The sequence below is a fragment of the Sedimentibacter sp. genome (genome assembly GCF_038562225.1).
GTDB lineage: Bacteria > Bacillota > Clostridia > Tissierellales > Sedimentibacteraceae > Sedimentibacter.
The window spans coordinates 194,444-216,328 of record NZ_JBCFAS010000001.1; the positions used below are offsets into that span (position 1 = coordinate 194,444).

A 21,885-nucleotide genomic window follows, 5' to 3' on the forward strand; every position below is an offset into this window, starting at 1 on the left:
TTTTAAACATACCAAAACAAATTTAATTATAATAAAAGTTAAGCTTAGTTTAAGAATAATTCTCTAGAATGACAACAGAGGTTATTCTTAAACTCTGTATACCGGGGGCGTAAATGGTTTCGACGGGGGTATAGAAGTAAGATAAGCGAGTCGTTGTGCCAAACAACGAAAAAAGTGGCAACTAAAATTAAACGCAAAAGAAAACAATAATTTAGCATTCGCTGCTTAATTGCAGCTGCTTGTTCCGCTTAGCCGGCCTGTAGGCTAAAACGGGGCATCATCTAAATCAGGGAACAGCGCCGGGGGGCTTCGACCCGGTGCCGAACAACTGAAGCTGGCAGAGATTGCAGCCTGGACATGGGCGGCTCTCAAAGCGAGATTCAAATTATGTCCTGCACTCGGAGAAAGTCTTGTGGAAATATTTTCGGACGTGGGTTCGACTCCCACCGCCTCCATAAAAAATTGAAAGAAACAGTGAGAAATCCTTCGAATTTGAAGGATTTTTTGATTGTGGATGTTTTTTGTACAAACTAATAAATAATATATTTAATTCTGCCTTATGAAGAATTAAATTTTGGTGAAGTAAGGCATGCAGGACAATTCCCGAAAACTAAAATAGGATGATGCAAAATATTATTTATTCATATTTTATTTTATGCTTGCAGAACAAATTAAAAACTTAAGAATATATATATATATACAGCTGTATATATTTATCAATGCAAGAGAGGTATAAAAAATGGATGATTTTTATATAAATGATGAAGTGGAAACTTTGCGTAGTAGAAATAACGTTATTTTTGCTGATGAAGCTGTAATAGAGGAAATATTTCATGACAATAGAAGAACAAGTTTTGTAACAATTTCATATGGAGTTTTAGGTGACTTTAACATGACTCACATGGAGCTTGTTACATTAGTGGTTGACAGTAATACAATAATAAGAAGCAGATGCGGGATGAGAATTTCTGTTAGAGATTTAAGAGTTGGAAATGTTGTGGATGCTGAATTTTCAGCTGCAATGACAAGAAGTATACCTCCTCAATCAAGAGCATACAGAATAACTGTAGTAAGAGAAAATGTTAATCCGAATCCGAACCCAAATATTCCTAATATAGTGGAAGACAGGGTTATGGAAATTGATGCAAGAAATAATTTCCTATATACAGGAAATCCAAATGACATTATGAGTCAAATGCGTTTTGTGGTAAATAATATGACAGAAATTTATGACAGGAGGGGTAACATGATTTCTCTAAGAGATTTAAGACCTGGTCAAATGGTAAGAGTTGAACATGCTGATTTTATGACCATGAGCATTCCGCCTCAAACAGTTGCATTTAGAATTTGGGTTTCATAAAGAATGGAATTGTATATGATGTGAGTTTAGAAGCAACCTGGGGCGGAGGAACACATTTCAGCATGTATGCAGGAAAGGAATTGTCTGCTCAGTTTAATGGATGCCATGGTGGAAAAACAGAAATTATAAGAAATTTGCCTCAAATGGGTTTATTATTAAATAGTTAGGATGTTTCGGCACACAAGGATTGGAATGAGGATTTGAAAGCATAATGCTTACAGGATCAGACCACACCCGCTATGGTAATGAGATAAAAAAGCATGACAGCCCTTTCATTGGCAGTCATGCTATTTTTATGCCCATCTGTGTGCAGTGATAATGGTGTAGCTATGGGCATTTACAGTAATTTCGCAGTCATCCACTGCTATGTACCAGTTCTTGCCCTTTCGTTTGATGCTTGCATGAGCGGCTTTGATTTTCCCTTTACACCAGCTGACCACATCATCTGTGTCCAAACGCAGATTCTTTCGGATACGTTCTGTACCCAAATCCGTGGTATGCAGCTGATCCAAGTTTGAAAGCAGCAACTCAGAGTTGCAGTTATCATCAAATAAAGTTTGTGATTCTGCGTCCTTCTCCGTTTTAGATAGCGCTTCTGCAATCAGAGCCTTTGCAATATACATTGCTTTTAATCGATTTAGCAGAAGCGTGTGCTGTGACTTTCCCTCCGGGAACTTCTCCTGCGCTTTTTCACATTTATGAATGATGGAATTGATGGCACGGAGCGCCTCGGTTAATTCTTCAGTGGTGTAATTTTCCATGATATTTACCTCATTGGTTATCATGAATTTATTTTACTATAAAAATCACAGAAAAGAAAGGAGTTCCCCTATGCCATCCAAAGTATATTTCCTCATAGCAGTAGCCGCCGTGATGTTTTTCGTCATTGGCGGTCTTTCACTTTTGGCGCAATACTATAGCCGAAAGGTAATTTTATTCTGGCTAAGACCGGCTATCTTCAAAAGGAACAGCGCTGGCGGGAAAACGGCGGCAAGAGTAGTTTATTGCTTACGGTGAAATAAAAAACACATACCCTGCCGTCAAGGGAGCAGTGCGTCCTATCGGCGGCATATGGTATGTGTCATCATGGCCTGTGCAGTGAACGTGTCACTCTAAGGATTTTTAAGCACAGAGAAAGAACAACATATCTTTTTGATATGAAGAAAATCCATCCTCGAAGATTGAAGATGGATTTTGCTTATATGGCATCCAGTAATGCCTTGACGATTACGGCGACTATTTTGATTTCCTTTTCGCCGCATAGCTGAATCATGGTGATTACAAAGCGAACACATGATGTTTCTGCCAGATTTAACAATTTAAAAACAAAAAAGCATTAGCTTTGACTGGACTGCATTCGAAAGTACAACATCGTTTGATACCCCTGCGCCTCCGCACTTTCTACTTTCATTGTGCCGCCGTGTGCTTCCACAATCTGACGTACCAATAGGATACCCAAGCCGTGCCGCAAGTTTAACTGATCGTCCGTGCTTTCCATATAATGGAGCTTTTCTTTCATTTCCCGTAGTTTTTCAGGCGAAAGCCCTACGCCGTTGTCCGAAACAGTAAGGGTGATAGCCATTTCCGAACGATCAAGAGTAATCATGATTTCACAACCACGCGGATTGTGCTTGATACTGTTTTGCACTAAATTACTTATTGCCCGCAAAATCAATCGGGAATCACATTCCAGTATGGCATTTTCAGCGGAGGGCTTGATTTCTACTTCTACCAAATAGCTGTCAGAAAGCCCGCCGTTCAGCAGCTCCACCGCATAGGATCGCAAAAGTTTGGAGATGCGCAACGGTTCCTTACGGAGTGGCTGCATTTCGTATTCCAGTTGTGACACCAAGTTCAAATCCTGCACCAAATCTTTGATTCTGATGCTTTGCTGCCGGACGATTTCAGCCTGCTCCTTTACAGAGCTGTTTATGGCTTTATTGTCTGCAATGCGTCCGGCGTATCCCAAAATCATGGACAGTGGTGTGCGGATGTCATGGGAAACACCGCTGATCCAGTTGGCTCTTGCTTCGTTCTGCCTGCTCAAAATACGGGATGCCTTGTTAATACTACCTGCAACTCCCGATAAATCACCGCCGACTGACAACGATACCGGCTTACCATCGGAAAGTGTCTCAATCGCATCGATAATCGGTTCTGTGTTTCGAATAATTTTCCTCTTGGAAAAGAAATAGGCCAAAAACAAAAACAAAAAATCAGCTGCCAGCATTCCGGTAATATAGAGTGGAAGAGTTTGAATCGCATGGATAGAGAAATAGTTGCTGGTAAGCTTGGTATAACTGTCTTTTGGATAGCCCAATACCAGCAGGCCATCTTCGGTGTTCCAGACAAAAACGGGATAATCCTTTAAGTATCCTTTGGAAAAGAGCGCAACATCCTGAATGGTGTATTTTTCGGGAATGTCTTCTGGTGTATCGACAGCCCATATACGCTTCCCGTACGGGTTTAGGAGCATGGCCCAAATATGAGCGCTCTCCAGTTTTTGACGAGCATCGTCCGATAAACCCTCTAATGTTGAAGCGGCAGCAATTTCCTCCAGCATATTTTGTGGTGAGGTATCTCCGTAGTCGTTTATAATAACGCTCTGAAACGTAATACCAAAGGCCAGTACATTGAGTAGCGCCAACACAAGGATAAAAGCGGCAAATGATGCTAGATGCTTCGAGATATATTTTCCAAATGCTTTCATGGCGTCACTTCCTTATGTTCAGCTTATAGCCCAGCCCTTTGATGGTGATCAGGGAAACCGGTTTTGACGGATCTGTTTCAATTTTTTCACGAATACGTCGCACATGGGCATTCAAGCTGTTTTCATATCCGAAAGGATTGTCACCCCAAAGGGCTTCGCAAAGCGAATCTATGGATACAATTTTCCCCTCATTGTGTGCAAGGGTCTCCAGCAGGGTGTGTTCCTTCGCCGTCAGAGGAAGTACCCCACCGGCTTTATGAACTTCGGCGCGGCTAAAATCAACCGTACATCCTTCCAGCTTCAGAAGATCGCTGTCCTCTTTGTAGCAGCGGCGCAACACAGCATGAACGCGCAGCAACAATTCCTGTGCCATAAAAGGCTTTATTATGTAATCATCGGCTCCCAGTCCAAGACCAGCCAATTTATCCGTAGCCTTGTCCTTAGCAGTCAAAAAAATGATTGGCACATCTGTAAAAGAGCGTATTTGCTCCATCAGGGAAAAGCCGTCTCCATCCGGCAGCATGACATCCAAGATTGCTAAATCAGGCTTTTCATTTTCGGCAGCTGCTGTGCCTTCTTTCACAGAAGCGGCTAACACAATATTTTCAAAACCGTCATCCTTTAAAATGGCGGTTACCATTTTAAGCAGCTCCGGCTCGTCATCCACAAGCAGGAGCTTTTTTGTGTGTAAAAATGTTTGATTCATTCCTTCACCTCCAACTGTATCTATTATACCAAAGCTTGTCCGTTTTGTGTGATGTTCAGCAAAAAGTAAGGTAAAAGTAAGGACGCGAGAATGTAGATGTCAGGTTGGCGTTGTACCATTAAGAATGTCGAAAGGAGAAGTTCTTATGGATTACATGATTACAACGGAGCAGTTGACAAAAAAATATATAAATTTTATTGCTGTCAACCAAGTTTCGCTCCATATTCGGAAAGGAAGCATTTACGGTTTCCTTGGTCCGAACGGTGCTGGGAAATCCACGACCATGAAAATGCTATTGGGATTGACTGCTCCTACAAAAGGCAGCTTTACCATTGATGGGAAACACTTTCCCGATGACCGGCTGGCAATTTTGAAAGAGATTGGTTCCTTTATCGAATCCCCCTCGTTCTATGCCAATCTGACTGGCCGTGAAAACCTTGATATTATCCGGCGGATTCTAAAGCTGCCGACAAGTTCGGTAGAGGATGCCTTGGAACTGGTTGGTCTCACTGAGTTTGGTGACAGGCTGGCAAAAAAATATTCGCTGGGTATGAAACAGCGGCTGGGACTTGCCGGAGCACTACTTGGCAGGCCACCCATCCTCATTTTGGACGAACCGACGAATGGCCTTGACCCATCCGGCATCCATGAAATACGCAATCTGGTGAAGTCCCTGCCGGAGCTTTACGATTGCACCGTTTTGATTTCATCCCATATGCTGTCGGAAATTGAGCTGATGGCGGATGATATCGGCATTCTGAATCATGGCCGCCTGCTATTCGAAGGCAGCTTGGATGAGCTGCGGCAGAGTGCGCTACAGGCCAGTTTTGCCTCGGACAATTTGGAAGAAATGTTCCTTTCCATGATCGAAAAGGACAATGCAGCCAGAAAGCAGAGGGCAGAGCTATGAGTGCGCTTGCAATCGAACTGCGGAAAGAAAAGCGTACAGGAGTAATCCCTGTGTTGCTGGCGGTTGGCGTTATGGGGGCAGCCTATTGCTTTGTCAACTACATAGTACGGAAGGATACCCTACTGAACCTTCCGCTGGCACCGATGGATGTTCTGCTGACTCAGCTCTACGGCATGATCATGATATTAAATATGTTTGGCATCGTCGTCGCCACCTGCATGATCTATAACATGGAGTTTAAGGGAAACGCAATTAAAAAGATTTATATGCTGCCCATGAGTGTTCCGGGAATGTACTTTTGCAAATTTCTACTCTTGACTGTGATGCTTCTGATCGCTGTTGCGCTGCAAAATCTGGCTCTGATGAAAATTGGCATGACAGAGCTGCCGCAAGGCACCTTTGAGATAGGGACACTCGTGCGGTTTGCAGCCTATTCGTTCATTACCGCCATGCCTGTGCTGTCCTTTATGCTTTGTATTTCCTCCCGCTTTGAAAATATGTGGGTTCCCCTCGGCATCGGTGTTGCGGGGTTTTTAAGCGGGATGGCCTTGGCAAACTCGAATGCAGCCTTGCTGATGGTGCACCCCTTTGTGGTGATGTTAAAGCCAGCAGTTGCCATGAGCGCACAGCCGTACAGGACGGTTATTCTCGTTTCTTTGGTCGAAACATTCCTTTTTCTCGGGGCAGGACTATGGATGGCAAAGAATCTGCGTTATGAATAAGGGGGGATTGAAATGAGTTTTTTAGCACTACTTAAAATTGAGTTTATGAAAGTGAAACGCTCAAAAATTGTTCCTTTGATATTTGTTGCCCCTCTTTTGGTGGTAGCGTCCGGTATTGCAAATTTGAGCAGCTATTTCACGCCGGAATATACCAATGCGTGGCCAGCCATGTTCATTCAAAGTGCCTTGGTCTATGCTTACTATCTGCTTCCGCTGAGCATGGTCGTTGCTTGCGTCATGATTGCTGGACGGGAAACGCAGAATAATGGCGTCTTAAAGATGTTGGCTCTGCCGGTCAGCCGGTATGCTCTTTCGCTGGCAAAGTTCTGTGTGCTGATGTTTTACCTGTTCATGGAAATGGTGGTGTTCCTCGCGGTATTTGTCATTGCCGGATTGGTTGCCACAAACATCATGGGAATCACCGAAACACTTCCTGTCCTCTACCTGCTCAAGTGGTGCGTGGGACTGTTTCTTACTATGCTGCCCAGCGTGGCAACCATGTGGGCTGTTACGGTGTTGTTTGAAAAGCCGCTGCTGTCCGTCGGTCTGAATCTGCTCCTTGTCATTCCCGGAGTTTTGGCAGCCAACACGCCGCTTTGGATTGTCTACCCGTACTGTTACAGCGGCTATTTGGTGTCCTGCTCGATGCACGAATTTACAACAAACACCGCAGGGACAGCAGTCTTTGAGCTGTTTCCGTTCCTGCCCTGTGCGACTCTGATCTTTGCGTTGGTGCTTATAGTGGCGGTAACACAGTTTGGAAAGAAAGAAATGAGGTAAAAAGATGGAAAATAAGAAACTACAAAAAGTAAGCGCAAGCGCTAATCATAAGCTTCCTGCCGTTGGCGACACTAATCCCAGTTTTGTTAAAAATCACTTTGCTGGACGGAGTACGCAGCGTCAGAAAAACAAAGGAATCGCTGGAGGCAGACAAAATCCTATCGCCCACCGGAAAGCAGGAATGGTCACCGGGAGTCATCACACGAATCTAATTGTATTATTCTCCGCTGCGATATATAGTGTATACAATATTTGTTTCGGAAAATAGGCTTTAATAGAATATAAATCAAAAAAATATGCAGAAGGAGTGTAGGTAATATGTGTGACGGAATAAAGAATATTAAATTGGTGAATTGTAATTGTATAAATTTTTAAAGGAAGAAGCGCTTGTAGAGGAAGACAATGGTAAAATGGCTGATTTGCTTATTAAATTAATAGGTATTTTTTCTACAGAAAAAAATGAAACACTATGTTTAAAGTTTAAGATAATAGCAACCAATAAGCAGTGCCTGAACATCATTTATTATGATATCATTCGCTGCTTAAATTTTGTTTTTTGTCTTAAGGTGATTTAGTATGCCTCCGCAGTGAATATAGTTACAAAATAAGTGTTGACAATAATAAACATATAAATTAAAGTATTCATATTAAGAAAGTAAAAGTATAAGGCCTTGTCTATTATCATACAGGCCATGAACGAAGACATATTTTATTGCAATAAAGAACTAAATTATTCGGATAATACATAGTACCAATTGACACCGTTTTGTTTATGTGATATTATACACAGGATTAAATATAGTACCAATTATATTTGTTACAGGAGTTTAAAGGATATGTTCAAAGAGAGTTCGATGACAAAAGGACAAATTGAATCAAAATTAAGTGAAGCAATTAGTAAGTTTGAAATTGAGCAGATGGGCAGGGGTCCTGAGAAAATCCGTACAATTATTATTCAAGATTTAATTTTAATAAGGCTCAAAGGGTTCCTAAGCATGTCGGAGAAGAAGTTAGCCGTTAACAAAGAAGGTGTTGAGCTTATAAAAAGAGTTCGAAGCTCATTGTTTGAAAATGCACGGGAAGAATTTGAAGCAGCTGTTAAATCAGTTATTGATGTTAATATTGTAAGTACTTATTCCGATGTTAGCACAAAGACCGGCGAAAAGGTTATTGTTGTAATTTTAGATCAGAATATTGAGAATTTTTATAAATAAAGTGGAAGACGAATTGAAGGGTTGAAAAACCAGCCATAAAGTAAGCCAATAACAATTTTCCTATTAAGGATTTTTGTTGTTGGCTTTTTTTTATAAATTTCTGCGCAATCATTATATTCCGTTAAAACTAATTAAGCAGGGAATATTAATAAGGAAGGTTCACGTTTATTATCAATAAAAGAAGAGGTATATGAATGGGAAACAATAAAAGTAAAAATATGGACTATCGCTTAAGATGGTTGTATGTAATATTGGGAGCAATTATTATGATGTGCTTTGGAACTGTTTATTCGTGGGGAGTATTCAGGGTGCCCGTCGAAAAATATTTTAACATAGGTTTAACTCAAAGTGGTTTTCCATATATGACATACCTGGCATTCTATGCTTTGTTTATGATGCTGTCGGGAAAATATTTTAATAAATTCAGTCCCAGAGCAATTATTTTAACAGGATCGCTGATGACATCATTTGGATGGATATTATCTTCATTTTCATCAACAATTTATGCCTTGACAATAACATACGGTGTTATTAGCGGTGCAGGAGTTGGAATTGCTTATGGTGTTCCTCTGGTAATTGTAAAAAAGTGGTTTCCGGATAAAAAGGGTCTTGCTATAGGCCTTGTACTGCTGGGCTTTGGATTGTCGCCATTGGTAACAGCACCAATTGCAAGATTATTGATTGATGCATTCGGAGTAATGAGAACTTTTCTTGTATTGGGTGTATCTTTTGGTGTCATAGTTCCTATTCTTTCATGCCCGTTTAAATATCCTACTGAATCTGAAGCTGCCTCATTAAAAAAGGTGTCAAATAAAGATTATGAACCGGAAGATATTGACACAAAAAAGATGCTTATGACAGACAGCTTTAAAGTTTTGTATATAAATTTTATTATCGGAACCATGATAGGATTGATGCTTATCGGGCTCACGAACAGTATTGGCATGCAATTAATAGGATTGTCACAAAAGACGGTTGCACTTATGATTTCTTTGTTCGCAGTGTTTAACGGAATTGGAAGACCTGTATTTGGATGGATAACTGATAAACTATCATCTAAAAAGGCAATGTTAATTTCATATACACTTATAATAACAGCTGCATTTTTGATGTCTTTTGCTGATGATGGCAGCATTGTTTTGTTTGGTATTGCATTTTCTATGTTTTGGTTTAATTTGGGTGGATGGCTTGCAATAGCCCCAACCTCCACCGAAATGTTTTATGGAGAAAAACACTATAGTCAAAACTTTGGGGTAGTATTCACTGCCTATGGCATAGGAGCTATTTTAGGTGTACTAGGTTCCGGATTAATTTTAGATATATTTGAGAATTATCACTATGTATTTTACTTGGTGATAGGCCTTAGCGCTACAGGCTGTTTGCTGACTTTAAAATCAATTAAAGACTGAAGGGAGTTTTAAACACAATGCATGATATAATGTCAAAAAAAGTTGGAATAATAGGAGGGGGACAATTGGGCAAAATGCTGGTGAGCGAAGCTGCCAAAATGGGTATTTATACAATTGTGCTTGATCCGGATGAAGATAGTTCAGCGGTTTCGCTGGCTAATGAAAAAATAGTTGCATGTTTTGACGATCGAGCAGCTCTGCTTGAATTAGCCAGACGGACGGATGTTTTAACGTGTGAATTTGAGCACATATCAACAGAAGTGCTGAAATACCTGGAAGATGAGGGGTTTGTAGTTTATCCGCCTGCTGAAAAACTGGAAATAATTCAAGATAAATATAATCAGAAGATGGAACTTAAAAAACATGGGATTCCTGTAGGTGATTTTATGAAGGTCAGTGGCATTGAAGATATTAAAGCTGCAGCTAAAATATTTGATTATCCTATAATGCTCAAAACTTCCAAAGGAGCTTACGACGGAAAAGGAAACAGCATAATTTTATGTGAAGAACATATTGAAAAAGCTTTCATGGAGCTGGGAGGCAACGCTGCTTCAATTTATGTTGAAAAGTTTATTCCGTTTACTAAGGAGATATCTGTACTTTATTGCGGATCAACAAACGGTGAAGTAGTGGTATATCCTGTGGCAGAAAATATTCATAAGGGCGGCATTCTGTATGAAACTGCAGTTCCGGCAACGATAAGTGATACTCAAAGAAAAAATGCCATAGAAATTGCGAAGAGGGTTTATTCATTGTTTGGAAGTGTTGGAATGCTGTGTGTCGAAATGTTTGTGACAAAAAGTGGCAATCTGCTTGTAAATGAAGTTGCTCCAAGGCCACATAACTCAGGTCATTATACAATAGAGGGATGTACCACATCTCAGTTTGAAAACCATATACGGGCAGTAGTTGGATTGCCTCTGGGTAAGACTGATTTAATAATTCCAACAGTTATGAGAAATATATTGGGAGAAGATGGCTTTAAGGGGATTCCTGTTATTGTCGGGGCATATGAGGCTTTATCTATTGAAGGCTTGAAGCTTCATAACTATGGGAAAAAGGAAACAAAACCCAAAAGAAAGATGGGACATATGACAATTACGGCATCAACCTTGGATATAGCACGTGAAAAAGCTGACAGAGCGTGCAAGGTAATTAAAATAATTTCAAAGTGACAAGAAAGGAAAATAGAAAATGGCACCAATTGTAGGAATAATAATGGGAAGTGATTCAGATTTTCAAGTTATGAAGGAGGCTTCTGAAATTTTAAATTATTTTCAGATACCCCATGAAGTAACAATCGTATCTGCACACAGAACACCGGACAGATTATTCAAATATTCAAAAGAGGCAAAAGCAAGAGGCATAAAAGTAATAATTGCAGGGGCTGGTGGTTCTGCACACCTGCCAGGAATGGCTGCAGCTCTGACTTCACTTCCTGTAATAGGAGTACCGGTCAAAAGCAATACGTTAAGCGGAATAGATTCTTTATATTCAATCGTTCAAATGCCAAGTGGAGTGCCGGTTGCAACTGTGGCAATAAATGGAGCAAAGAATGCGGGAATTTTAGCAGCACAGATTTTGGCGGTCTCAGATGAAAAATTATATAATCTAGTTGAAAATTATAAGAAGGAATTAGAGGATTTGGTCATGAAGAAAGTTGAGGATTTTGAAAAGGGATTGTAATCTTGTAATTTAAGTTTATGAATGTAAGTAGAACATCAGTCGGGAATATAAATTATTACGGTCTGCTTCTGCTAATATGCGGCTATTGCTGCAATGATTGTTAAGCAGTGAACACTGAACATCTAAATATGACAGTTAAAGTCAGCCGCATATTAGTACTGTTCAGTGTTCTATTTCATTTCTTAATTTACTTATAAGTAATTATAAATTTCTAATACTTGTCATAATTTAATATGAAATTCCGTAGGCTAATTAATTCATATGAAGCTTCACCTGGAGTTACATACTACTTCTTAAAAACAATAATCCCTGCTACCATTAAAGCTACACCAATGATTTTGCTCCATCCAAAACACATTTTCTCTGTGCCGAATATTCCAACAGCTTCAATTAAACAAGAGACAACAAGCTGTGCCAATAAAATTAACATCGTCGCATATGCCGGCCCTAAACCGGATATGCTTTTAATAACAGTAAATGTAATAAATGCACCGATGACACCGCCGGTTAAGTACAGCTTGTTGCCGACATTAAATACAGTTAGTAAATTCTCACGGCCGGTGAAGAACCATATGCTTATACTTGTAACAAATGCTGTCAGATGTACCCAACTATTTGTAGCCCACATATTCGATGAATCCATAATGCGAGTATTGAAAACACCTTGAACACTCATTAACAATCCGGCCAGCAAAGCAAGTAAAATACCAATCATAGAATCTCCTTTATTTAAAAAGATAATATAGTATTCCTCAAAAATTTTATTTAAGCAAAAGAAAGTTATAATGAGTAGGGAAAGAGCTTGTCTTATTTTGTCGTAAAACTAAATGTTTCAAGGTTGTATTATTTCAAAGCATGCTATATAATGAAAACATATGCAAATTCAAAGATATAGTCATTGATAACAACAGAATTTTTAAGCTGCTTACTTTACTATTAACTGCTGAAATGGGGAAAGTAATGAAAATTAAAAATAAAATCTATTCATTGAAGTTCAACAGCATATTTAAGAAAACACTGCTTACATTATTTGTTTTAATTTTTGTGGTAATCATATTATTCTATTACTTCGTAAATAGCTTATACAAGAACAATTATAAAGAGAAAATGATATATTCGTCGTTTTCAATGTTAAATGCAGTTATTATAGAAATGGATGCACAAATTCTGTCTATGGAAGTTCAGATGTCGGATTTGCTTCATGACTCAGAATGTACAAGCATCGCAATAAACGGAAAAACATTTCAAAATGCAAATGCGTTGAATATAGCACTATCACTTTTTAATCTCACCCAGCGAAGCCCCTATGCTGATGAGGCCTGGATATATATTAAACAGAGCGACAGCATTATTTCTTCTGATAAATCAATAGTTTCCCGATCTGATTTTGCCCACAATGATGTTTTAAAAGCTTATGAAGAACTGAAATCCAGCAGCAAGGATACGGATTCTTCGAATCTATTGCTGCTGGATGATGAATTATTTCTCTTTCAGGATTTCCCTTCAGGAAAAGGTTTGTCTGTAATGTGCATTTCTATTGATAAGAATGCTTTGTTTAATTTGGTCTCGGACAGCATTCAAAATGGAACTGACAACATATATGTTTATTTAAAAGGTCAGCCGATTTTTACAAAACTGATTCATTATCCATCAGAAGAGAAACTTCAAATTACGGTCAGAAACAATATAGACAGCAAAAAAACTGTTTGTGAAGCTGCTGATTCAAATTCAGCTTTTATATTGACAAATAAATCTGATTCAACAGGTTTGACAGCACTTGTTCTATTGAACAGCAACGATATTGTACCATCGATTCAGTCAATCTTTTCAAATATGTCAAAGTTTGTTTTGTTCATAGTGATGCTTTTATTAGCATCAAGCATATTTCTTGTTAGGAATATTTACAGACCCATACAACGTATGCTATTAGATATGCTGGAACAGATAAGCTTTAAAAAAGAAGATGAATGGTCCACGGCCAATAATGAATTGGAACTAATCCAAAAAATTTACAAGGAAAACAGAAACCAGAAGCTGATTCTTGGAGATATGCTTCATGAAGTAGGGACAGCAGTGAATGAAAGGCTTTTTTATTCAATGTTAAATCAGGAAGATATGAACGAAGAAAGAGTCGAAGCTATACTTAAACAGATTGATTCACCTTTTAAAATAGACGGTGAATACCAGGTGATGATTTTTAAATGGTCGTACAAAAAGGAAATCACTTTCAATGATGTTAAAAGCGGATTTCCCAAAATTGACTTTATGAAAATTTGTGCAGGTTATTTTAAAAACAAAGGCCATGTATGCTGCTTGGATGATAAGAAGGATCAAAAAATATTGGTGCTGAATTTCATACATGAATTTTCAACAACAAAATCAAAACACATGATTCAGGAATTTGTAGAACGAATAGAAAAAGAATATAATAACTCTTCTATTCAGCTGGAGGTAGGAATAGGTCGAGTGTATAAACATATTTTTGATATTGCTTTGTCATACAAAGATGCTAAAAGCAATTTGCATCAGCGACTATATATTGCTGCAGGTCAACAGGAGCAGGGTAAGGACATTGTTTCTTTGTATAACGTCCAGGCTAAAAGAGTATTAGAAGAAATCATGGAAAACCCGGATCTGGGTTTGGAGCAGCTGCAACAGGTCATAAAAAGTGCTGAAGAATTTCCAGGGTCGGCCCCCAGGGTTTATATATCAATCATGGACTTGATTTTGGAAAAGCTCAGCAATCTAAAGATTGATATTGATGATATGTGGCTGCTACAAAGAAAACAACTGGAAGCAGATTTGTCACCCTTAAAGGAAAATGATGAAAGAGAAAAAATAATGATAAGCTTCCATGAAGGTACAACGCAGGCTATAAGCAACTATGTCAGCAAGGAACAGTTTAGACACATTGAAAATGCCAAAAAATATATAGATCTGCACTACAGCGACAGTTCTTTGTCTTTAAATACCGTAAGTGACGTATGCGGCATAAGCAGTTCATATTTGTCTAGAATTTTTGTGACTTACCTGCCTTCGGGCTTTGTGGAATATTTAAACAAGTATAGAATAGAACAAGCAAAAAAACTTATGCTGGCAACAAATTACACTGTTGCAGAAATCGGATTCATGACCGGATTTAATTCACCTCAGAATTTCATTCGTGTATTTAAGAAATATCAGGGAGAAACTCCGGGTCAATTCAGAGCACGCTGTTCAATGGGAAAAGACAACTTAATCGATGGTATTGAAATGGAGTGAGACCAGTGAAAGTAAGAAAAGTGATGATTTTGGTATCAATATTGTTATTTTGGATTTTTATATTAGGAGGATGCCAGAAAAAAGCAGAAACCTTTTCTGTATTCGAAGAAGAAAGCATTGATGATATAAAAAAACAGTCAGAACCTAAAGTGATTATACTGACGCACTCAGAACTGGAAAATAGTTTAACGCATGAAATAGCCTTAAGGTTTAAAAGAACATTGGAAAAAGACCATTCAGATGAATTTGAAGTTGAAATATATCCAAACAATACTCTTGGCAGCCTAACGGATGGTGTTGAATATTTTTCAAACGGAGCAGTAGAAATGAGGCTTGGTTCAGGTCCTTCAAAAATAATAAGCATTCTTAAATGGATACCTTCTGTGACAGAAATTGACACAGGAGAATTGAATGACAGCTTAAAGCCAGGTCATAAGTTAAGGAATCTGGTGGATGAGGAATGCAAAAATTACAACTGCAAAATAATCGGAATGACACCACTTATTTATCGTATGGTGACCAGCAATGAAGAAATTACCTCAAAAGATGATTTTTCAAAAATTAATATTAGGGTGATGTCAAACGGAATAAGCAAAAAATATTGGGAAGCATTGGGTGCACGGACAGACAGTTTCAATATCGAACAAGTCTATGTTGCTCTGCAGCAAAATATTGTGGATTCTCAGGAAAATACGGTTCCAAGCATAGCCAGCAACAGACTGTTTGAAGTGCAGAAGTATCTGACTATTACCAAACATATGTTAAACAACGATGTGCTTTACATAAATCTGGATTTTTACAACAGTCTTTCCCGTGAACAGCAGGTTTTCATAGAGAAAGCGGCAGAAGAAGCAATTGATTATGGAACATCAAAGGTAACAGCTTATTTGCTGGAGGGTTATAAAAAGTTAGAAGCTGCAGGCGTTGAAGTCAATGGCCTTCCAGAAGAAGAAATGAAAAAAATGAAGGATACTGTCAAGCCAATAGTTTCAGATTATCTGAAAAACATGTATGGTGACGAACTGTATGAGAAAGTCTTGATGACTATTGGAAATTAACACTCCTATATATTCAATTTAACAACGTATGATATAAGCACATAAATTTGTTGAAATTAACAGATTTATGTGCTTTTTTGTCATACAGCAACACATGGATAAGCCAATGTTACTTAACACAATTTGTCCTGAACATAAAAACATGAACAATATTCAAAGTGAAGTTAAAATATGTGCATACGATAAAATCTCTGATTAATATTGTCAATATACACCGAAGAATTATTGTAATAAAATCTGATTTAGGCTCAGTTGTATATACAAGCATTTTTATTGTATGGAGGTGATGTGGTCGTAAGAACAGGGACTGCTGAGCATCCCCTGTGTATGAACTTTGTCTTAGATTGTGAAAACTAAAATGAAAGGAATGAAAGTAAAATGAAAAAAATAATCAACAAATGCTTATCGCTGTCCATTGCAGCATGTATGACACTATCAGTTTTACCGGTTACATCTTTTGCAGCATCAAATAATAATTTTAAAAATGCAGATGCCATACCTCTTGGCAGTGTTTCTGTACCGGAGCATGATTACACACGTGCCAATAAACTTCCTATGACAGGATACTTCGAGAAGTCAATTACAATGGCTGATGGCAGCATACGCTCAGCAAAGATCTATATTTCTTCAGATGCTCCAGTCCGTTCATATTTTACCGTTATTTCTGTCCCGGACGAAGTTGACACTGAAGAATTTCTGGAAAAAGGCGGATGGAAAGACATAGCAGATAAAAACAATGAATGCCTGTTCATACTTGAGCCCGGAGATAAGGGCTGGGGAACTGCAGCTGATGAAAAGGAATACGTTAATGCAGCCATGAACTTCTATGCAAATCCTGTTGATCCTCTTGCTTCAGCTCCAAATAACAAATACTTTTCAATTTTCGGAGAAAGTTACCTCGTAGGTTATGGAAACGGTGCGCCTGCTCTTGAAGCATGGGCCGCAGCAAATCCGTTAAAGGTAATCAGCCAGACATATGTGGATTCTAAGGGTTTGGAAGCAGAGTATTTCGACCAATTTGAAGAAAAGGAGTTCGGAGGAATCAATGGTTCATATAACGAAATTATATTCCCTGATGGGTTTGATAAGATAACTTACGATGAAGTTGTTTTGCCTACATGGTACATCAATCCTGATGACAACACTTTCAATGACAGTTTAACCTATTGGATGAGTGCAAACGATTGCGCTGCAGCGCCGGTAAGTGACAGTAAGCTTGGAGATGTATATAAGCAAAAATATGACTCCGACAGATGGATGACTGATTATTCAGGACCTATTTCCAAGGTAGCTGTTCTAAACAATAATGGAAGCATCAATGATACAAACTTCACTAAAAAAATATATGAATTTCTCACATACTACACCCGTTATGAAAATGCCGTAGCATATGGCAACACTCTTGCTGTAAGGGCTGATTACCATAAGCTTGGCATAGAAATCAAGAACATGATTGTAAACGGATATGTGCGTGAGTACATGGTGTATGTGCCTGAAACAGCAAAAAAACTTTGGGGAGATAAGGCTCCTGTGCTCATGGTATTTCCCGGTGACAGCCAGACAGACAAGGTGTTCCTGGATGCAACACAGTGGTGGCAAGTAGCGCAGGAAAAAGGTTTTGTTCTTACAATAGTTTGCGAACAATACAACAATAGCTCAGTTGCTGTCAGCCATAAGGACAACAACATATTCTATCCGCAGCTGAGGGAAGAAATTCTTAAAAACTATGACGTAGACCCTGCAAGAATTTATGCAACCGGACAGTCGGCCGGGAGTATGGCAAGTCAAGGTTTTGCCATTACAAATCCTGAGTTCTTTGCCGCTGTAGCTTCCACATCTGGAGCCAGTACTCCGTCTGCGTCAAGCAGCAATAAAATGATTCCTGTTTATTTGGGATACGGCGCAGGGGACCTATCTATGCTCAAGGGTGATCTTTGGGACGGAGTAATTAACCAGCTGGATAGTTGGGCTGCTTACCATCTGGGAATAAACAATTTTGAGATTGGAAACGGCGTAGACAACGTGGTAACCGACGGTAATCGCGACAGATATAAAATCTGGACCTGGTCAAAAAAAATAGGTACTAAGGATGTTCCGTTAGTGCAAGTTCATCTGAGTCTGTACCGTTCTCACAACTGCATGAGTGAAGAAATGCCCATGCTTTGGGATTTCCTCGAGCACTACAGCTATGAAGCAGATGAAAATAACAATGTAACACGTTACTACAGCGAATCAGGCTTTAAGGATGCCGGAGACAAGGTGCAGATATATACAGAAGCATCTGAGATGCAGTAACCAATATTTATTGAGTATAAGAACCACGAACATAATCTTATAAAGAAAGGAATCATATCAAATGGAAAAGAAAATATTTGCTTTGTTATTGGCTGTCTGCATGCTGATAATGGTTTTCCCTGCAACATCTTTTGCTAAGACCCTGGAACCTTCCGTGGATAACATAAAAAGCATTCAGGCTTATACCGACCTTTCCTTCTATGGACAGAAACTGACTAAGGTCGAAATAAAGTATGATGGTAACGTAGATTTGTCTAAAGTGACGGCGGATACATATACATTGCTGGACCGAGGTTACGCCAATCCTGACTTTGCGGAGATTACCATTGATTCAGCAGATGTAAAAGGCAAGACAGTTACGCTGAATATAAGCATGGATACCTCTGCACTTGAAAACAATGCCATTATATATTCAGGTGACAACCGCACAGGCTCCCGAACCAAGAACCCACTCGGCCTGTATTCCACAGGGCCTTGGTACCGCGATGTGAACGGGGTGATATATTTTGGCAGTGCAGATACAGATTTCTACAAGGCCAACAGCACTGGGAAAGGTTATCAGACACGTGAATGTCTGGAACTTAAGCTCTATCATACAGGTGAGACTGAAGCTGATGCTGCCTGCCTGGCTAACGATGACGGCAAATATAACGCAGACGGACTATGGTTGCCTACAATAGACGCCAACTATGGCAAAAATGGATTCATGTCTTTTGAAGAACTGGGAATCAGTGTTCCAACCACTGCAACCGATGGGGATGAATTTGTAAAGGGATGGGCTTATTTCCCCCAAAATTATAGCAAGAACAATTCAAAGAAATATCCGATGATAATCACAATCACCGGCGGAGGTACTTCTTATTGGCGATTGCCGGACGGTACCAATAATTTCGGAACGGGCTTGAACTTTGATGGTTCCGGCTTCCGCTGGATTGATTCCGAGGCCATTGTTCTGAATATCCACGACCGCAGTACTGGCGGAGGCGATGATTATAAGTTCTGGGTAGATGATTACAATGTTATCCAATACTTCATCCAGAATTATGATGCTGACCCGGATGCAATTACATTGAGCGGCAACTCCAGGGGCACCATAGCTTCCAATACGATTGCTTCTGCATACCCAGGACTGATTAAAACACTTGTTCTTAATAACGGCTCAATGGGTACTGGAATCGCAGGCAAGAATATGTTTGAAGGTGTATGGGGGGATAAAGAATGGCAGGCAGCCGCTGAGAATGGCATGAGAATCTGGGCTTTTGACGGTGAACAGGATACAAACAACATTGAGATGTACAAGGCAGCAATAAACCGCTATAAGTCTGCAGGGTGGTCCAATGAGTGGATAGCTGAAAATATCCGCCTGACAGGATTCCCGACAGAACTATATTACTACTGGGGTGAAACCGACCACTCCACAACCAAGATGACCTATTGGTACTTCTTTGATAACCTGTATTATGGTCCGGATGCTGAAATCATCAACGGGGAAATTGTGTACAATACAATGCTGAATGCAGGCGACACCTATCAGTTAGACGGTACGCTGACCAATGGCAAGTACAACAAAGAAGGCTTCGATTATGTAATTTATGGCGGAACACTGCACGACTGGGTATTTCTTAACAGCAAAACAGAACGCAAATAGAGAAGCAATATTATCAATAAACAAATTCGTCCAAACACAATAACAAGTATAACTTGGAATAGAAAAGGTGCTGCATTATTAAATGAGCACCTTTTCTTATTGCCTGTGACTCGTGCGTTCGCAGGTTAAACATTATTCAACTAAAGTATTCTTTACCATATCTTTAAAGAACTTTTGCAGAATTTATATTATAATAGCAAATGTCAGAAAAATATCAAACATTTTTGGAGGTAAGGTAATTGAGAAAGGTATTATCGATTCTGTTAATTGCATTAATGATGGTTGGCATGTTTACAGGATGTACAACAGGTGCACCTGCAGTTAACAATGCAGAGCAGGAAGGTTCATTGAAGGACGGAACCTATGTGGGAAACGGTAAAGGAAACAATGGAGACATTAAGGTTGAAATGAAGGTTGAAGGCGGTAAAATAGCTGCCGTAACAGTTTTGGAACATGCCGAAACACCGGGACTATCCGATGCTGCCATAAAAAGCATACCAGAAGCAATCGTTGACGGACAGTCTATAGCCGTAGATACTATATCAGGAGCTACAAATTCATCAGAGGGAATCATTGAAGCCGTAAGAAGCTGTATAGAGCAGGCAGGTGGCAATCCGGCAGATTTTGAAATAGCAGGTGAGGCAGGAACTTCTGACGAGGTTGTTGAACTGACTACTGACGTAGTTGTTATAGGCGGCGGAGCAGCAGGAATTGCAGCGTCACTTCGTGCTGACGAGCTTGGTTTGAAGACGGTGTTGCTTGAGAAGATGTCATTTATTGGCGGAGCCATAGCTGTCAGCGGAGGAAATCAGGTAGTGACTCTTTCGGAGCTTCAAAAAGAAGCCGGCGTAACTGATGACAGCGCAGAAAGCATGGTTGAGGATTTCCTCAAAAACGGAGCCAATAAGAATGTACTGGAGCTTACAGCATTGTTTGCGGAAAATGTGGGACAAACGACAGACTGGCTGAACAAGTACGTAGGTATCCAATATGATATGAAGGGCGGGCTGCACAAATTAGCAGAATATTCTCATAACCGTGAGCTTGCCTATGAAGGCGGCGGACCCGGATTTGCAGAACAGGCCCGCAAAAAAGTCCAAGAGTCCGGAGTTGAAGTATATCTTCAAACCAGAGCAGAAAAACTTGTTACAGACGGAAACGGAGCTGTTACAGGAGTTGTTGCCAGGGACAATACAGGAAAGAATTATAATATTGCAGCTAAAGCAGTTATAATCGCAACCGGAGGATATGGTAACAACAAGGATCTTCTTACGGATGAAATGGATAGTGCGCTGTACTACGGACCATCATCATCGACAGGTGACGGGGTGATAATGGCTACAGCACAGGGCATTGATGCAGCTACACGCCTCATGGAATATGGGAAAAGATATCCAAATGGCATAGAAGTTTCTGAAGGTATTGCAAAATCAACAATAGCCGGCAATATCGCAGCATTTAATGAAAGTGCCATACTTGTAAATACTGCCGGAAAAAGAGTTGTAAATGAAAAATCAAGCAACAGAAATATCCTTGAAGTTGAATTAAGCCAAGAAAATCAAATGCTGTATCTTTTGATGGATCAATCTACATTTGATATATTCAGGTCAAAATTAAGCGAAGCAGGAATTTCTGAAAGCAGCATGATCGAATGGCTTGAAAACAATGGAACAGCAACACCTTATTTCTTCCATGCAGACACTGTAGAAGAGCTTGCAGCAAAAGCAGGTATGGATGCTTCAGTTCTGCAGTCAACGGTTTCAGGCTACAATGAATTTGTGAAGGCGGGAAATGATGTTGATTTCGGAAGACCGGCAGATTATCTTAAGAAAGAAATCGGTGAAGGTCCTTACTATCTGGTTGAGCAAAAACCCCGTTTCGCATCAACCATGGGCGGATTGGTTATAAACACGAAGCTTCAGGTTATGAATACAAGCAATGAAATTATCCCGGGACTTTTTGCAGCAGGTGAAGTTGTGGGCGGAGTAATGGGCGATGATTCGCCGTCAGGCGCTAACAATGCATGGGCTTTGACTGCAGGAAAATTATCAGCTGAAGCAGTTGCAGAGGAAATTAAGTAATTCTAAATATAAATCAGGACGTTTCACTGCTAATGGCGTGAAACG

18 protein-coding genes, 1 other RNA gene and 1 pseudogene are annotated in these 21,885 nt (G+C 39.6%); 16 read left to right on the forward strand and 4 right to left on the reverse strand.

The genetic code is table 11. The features are described from left to right. The first annotated feature begins 103 nt into the window (after positions 1-103). Positions 104-458, forward strand: a transfer-messenger RNA (tmRNA) gene (ssrA, locus tag AAGU76_RS00930). 281 nt (positions 459-739) lie between these two features. After that, positions 740-1,360 (forward strand): hypothetical protein, encoded by a 621-nt coding sequence (locus tag AAGU76_RS00935; RefSeq protein WP_342483560.1) that lies wholly within the window; start codon positions 740-742, stop codon positions 1,358-1,360. A gap of 293 nt (positions 1,361-1,653) precedes the next feature. Here the strand turns inward: AAGU76_RS00935 and AAGU76_RS00940 are convergent, their stop codons facing one another. Further along, positions 1,654-1,887, reverse strand: coding sequence for a DUF3781 domain-containing protein (locus AAGU76_RS00940; protein WP_342484663.1), 234 nt, complete (start codon positions 1,885-1,887; stop codon positions 1,654-1,656). Between the two features lie 411 nt (positions 1,888-2,298). Here AAGU76_RS00940 and AAGU76_RS00945 point away from each other — a divergent pair. After that, positions 2,299-2,382 (forward strand): annotated as a pseudogene (locus tag AAGU76_RS00945) (helix-turn-helix domain-containing protein); the annotation flags it as partial. 314 nt (positions 2,383-2,696) lie between these two features. Here AAGU76_RS00945 and AAGU76_RS00950 read toward each other — a convergent pair. Further along, positions 2,697-4,070, reverse strand: coding sequence for a HAMP domain-containing sensor histidine kinase (locus AAGU76_RS00950; RefSeq protein ID WP_342483561.1), 1,374 nt, complete (start codon positions 4,068-4,070; stop codon positions 2,697-2,699). Between the two features lie 4 nt (positions 4,071-4,074). Continuing rightward, positions 4,075-4,776 carry a response regulator transcription factor gene (locus AAGU76_RS00955; protein WP_342483562.1) on the reverse strand — a complete coding sequence of 234 codons (702 nt, stop codon included), beginning with the start codon at positions 4,774-4,776 and terminating at the stop codon, positions 4,075-4,077. Positions 4,777-4,921: 145 nt separating this feature from the next. Here AAGU76_RS00955 and AAGU76_RS00960 point away from each other — a divergent pair, with 145 nt between their 5' ends. From AAGU76_RS00960 to purE, 8 genes are all read left to right on the forward strand, one after another. Next, complete coding sequence (locus AAGU76_RS00960; RefSeq protein ID WP_342483563.1) at positions 4,922-5,686, forward strand: ABC transporter ATP-binding protein; 765 nt, start codon at positions 4,922-4,924, stop codon at positions 5,684-5,686. Further along, entirely contained in the window at positions 5,683-6,408 is a 726-nt protein-coding gene (locus tag AAGU76_RS00965) for an ABC transporter permease (protein ID WP_342483564.1), read from the forward strand. The genes AAGU76_RS00960 and AAGU76_RS00965 overlap by 4 nt, the downstream gene beginning before the upstream one ends. A gap of 12 nt (positions 6,409-6,420) precedes the next feature. Beyond that, the gene (locus tag AAGU76_RS00970; protein ID WP_342483565.1) at positions 6,421-7,188 is read left to right on the forward strand and encodes an ABC transporter permease; all 768 of its coding nucleotides are present in this window, start codon (positions 6,421-6,423) and stop codon (positions 7,186-7,188) included. Between the two features lie 83 nt (positions 7,189-7,271). Continuing rightward, positions 7,272-7,400, forward strand: a complete 129-nt coding sequence (locus AAGU76_RS00975; protein WP_342483566.1) for a hypothetical protein — start codon at positions 7,272-7,274, stop codon at positions 7,398-7,400. A gap of 642 nt (positions 7,401-8,042) precedes the next feature. Next, positions 8,043-8,402 carry a DUF2294 domain-containing protein gene (locus tag AAGU76_RS00980; RefSeq protein WP_342483567.1) on the forward strand — a complete coding sequence of 120 codons (360 nt, stop codon included), beginning with the start codon at positions 8,043-8,045 and terminating at the stop codon, positions 8,400-8,402. A 194-nt stretch (positions 8,403-8,596) separates the two neighbouring features. Then, positions 8,597-9,811, forward strand: coding sequence for an OFA family MFS transporter (locus tag AAGU76_RS00985; RefSeq protein ID WP_342483568.1), 1,215 nt, complete (start codon positions 8,597-8,599; stop codon positions 9,809-9,811). A 29-nt stretch (positions 9,812-9,840) separates the two neighbouring features. Beyond that, positions 9,841-10,986, forward strand: a complete 1,146-nt coding sequence (purK, locus tag AAGU76_RS00990) for a 5-(carboxyamino)imidazole ribonucleotide synthase (protein ID WP_342484664.1) — start codon at positions 9,841-9,843, stop codon at positions 10,984-10,986. Positions 10,987-11,005: 19 nt separating this feature from the next. Continuing rightward, entirely contained in the window at positions 11,006-11,497 is a 492-nt protein-coding gene (gene purE, locus AAGU76_RS00995; protein ID WP_342483569.1) for a 5-(carboxyamino)imidazole ribonucleotide mutase, read from the forward strand. A gap of 286 nt (positions 11,498-11,783) precedes the next feature. Here the strand turns inward: purE and AAGU76_RS01000 are convergent, their stop codons facing one another. After that, positions 11,784-12,212, reverse strand: a complete 429-nt coding sequence (locus tag AAGU76_RS01000) for a DMT family transporter (protein ID WP_342483570.1) — start codon at positions 12,210-12,212, stop codon at positions 11,784-11,786. A gap of 245 nt (positions 12,213-12,457) precedes the next feature. On the opposite strand from AAGU76_RS01000, the gene AAGU76_RS01005 reads away from it, so the two are divergent. The 5 genes from AAGU76_RS01005 (at position 12,458) to AAGU76_RS01025 (ending at position 21,840) form a co-directional block, all read left to right on the forward strand. Further along, a complete protein-coding gene (locus AAGU76_RS01005; RefSeq protein ID WP_342483571.1) occupies positions 12,458-14,758 on the forward strand; it encodes an AraC family transcriptional regulator in 2,301 nt (766 codons plus the stop codon). 5 nt (positions 14,759-14,763) lie between these two features. Beyond that, on the forward strand, positions 14,764-15,816 hold the full coding sequence (locus tag AAGU76_RS01010) for a TRAP transporter substrate-binding protein (protein ID WP_342483572.1): 1,053 nt from the start codon (positions 14,764-14,766) through the stop codon (positions 15,814-15,816). A 378-nt stretch (positions 15,817-16,194) separates the two neighbouring features. Further along, positions 16,195-18,111, forward strand: coding sequence for a hypothetical protein (locus AAGU76_RS01015; RefSeq protein WP_342483573.1), 1,917 nt, complete (start codon positions 16,195-16,197; stop codon positions 18,109-18,111). 61 nt (positions 18,112-18,172) lie between these two features. Beyond that, on the forward strand, positions 18,173-19,759 hold the full coding sequence (locus tag AAGU76_RS01020; protein ID WP_342483574.1) for a hypothetical protein: 1,587 nt from the start codon (positions 18,173-18,175) through the stop codon (positions 19,757-19,759). A gap of 239 nt (positions 19,760-19,998) precedes the next feature. Further along, positions 19,999-21,840 (forward strand): FAD-dependent oxidoreductase, encoded by a 1,842-nt coding sequence (locus tag AAGU76_RS01025; protein WP_342483575.1) that lies wholly within the window; start codon positions 19,999-20,001, stop codon positions 21,838-21,840. Positions 21,841-21,885 lie beyond the last annotated feature (45 nt).

Coding starts and splice junctions, on each gene's coding strand:
- AAGU76_RS00935 (WP_342483560.1), top strand. CDS start 740: ATGGATGATTTTTATATAAATGATGAAGTGGAAACTTTGCGTAGTAGA.
- AAGU76_RS00950 (WP_342483561.1), bottom strand. CDS start 4,070: ATGAAAGCATTTGGAAAATATATCTCGAAGCATCTAGCATCATTTGCC.
- AAGU76_RS00955 (WP_342483562.1), bottom strand. CDS start 4,776: ATGAATCAAACATTTTTACACACAAAAAAGCTCCTGCTTGTGGATGAC.
- AAGU76_RS00960 (WP_342483563.1), top strand. CDS start 4,922: ATGGATTACATGATTACAACGGAGCAGTTGACAAAAAAATATATAAAT.
- AAGU76_RS00965 (WP_342483564.1), top strand. CDS start 5,683: ATGAGTGCGCTTGCAATCGAACTGCGGAAAGAAAAGCGTACAGGAGTA.
- AAGU76_RS00970 (WP_342483565.1), top strand. CDS start 6,421: ATGAGTTTTTTAGCACTACTTAAAATTGAGTTTATGAAAGTGAAACGC.
- AAGU76_RS00980 (WP_342483567.1), top strand. CDS start 8,043: ATGACAAAAGGACAAATTGAATCAAAATTAAGTGAAGCAATTAGTAAG.
- AAGU76_RS00985 (WP_342483568.1), top strand. CDS start 8,597: ATGGGAAACAATAAAAGTAAAAATATGGACTATCGCTTAAGATGGTTG.
- purK (WP_342484664.1), top strand. CDS start 9,841: ATGTCAAAAAAAGTTGGAATAATAGGAGGGGGACAATTGGGCAAAATG.
- purE (WP_342483569.1), top strand. CDS start 11,006: ATGGCACCAATTGTAGGAATAATAATGGGAAGTGATTCAGATTTTCAA.
- AAGU76_RS01000 (WP_342483570.1), bottom strand. CDS start 12,212: ATGATTGGTATTTTACTTGCTTTGCTGGCCGGATTGTTAATGAGTGTT.
- AAGU76_RS01005 (WP_342483571.1), top strand. CDS start 12,458: ATGAAAATTAAAAATAAAATCTATTCATTGAAGTTCAACAGCATATTT.
- AAGU76_RS01015 (WP_342483573.1), top strand. CDS start 16,195: ATGAAAAAAATAATCAACAAATGCTTATCGCTGTCCATTGCAGCATGT.
- AAGU76_RS01020 (WP_342483574.1), top strand. CDS start 18,173: ATGGAAAAGAAAATATTTGCTTTGTTATTGGCTGTCTGCATGCTGATA.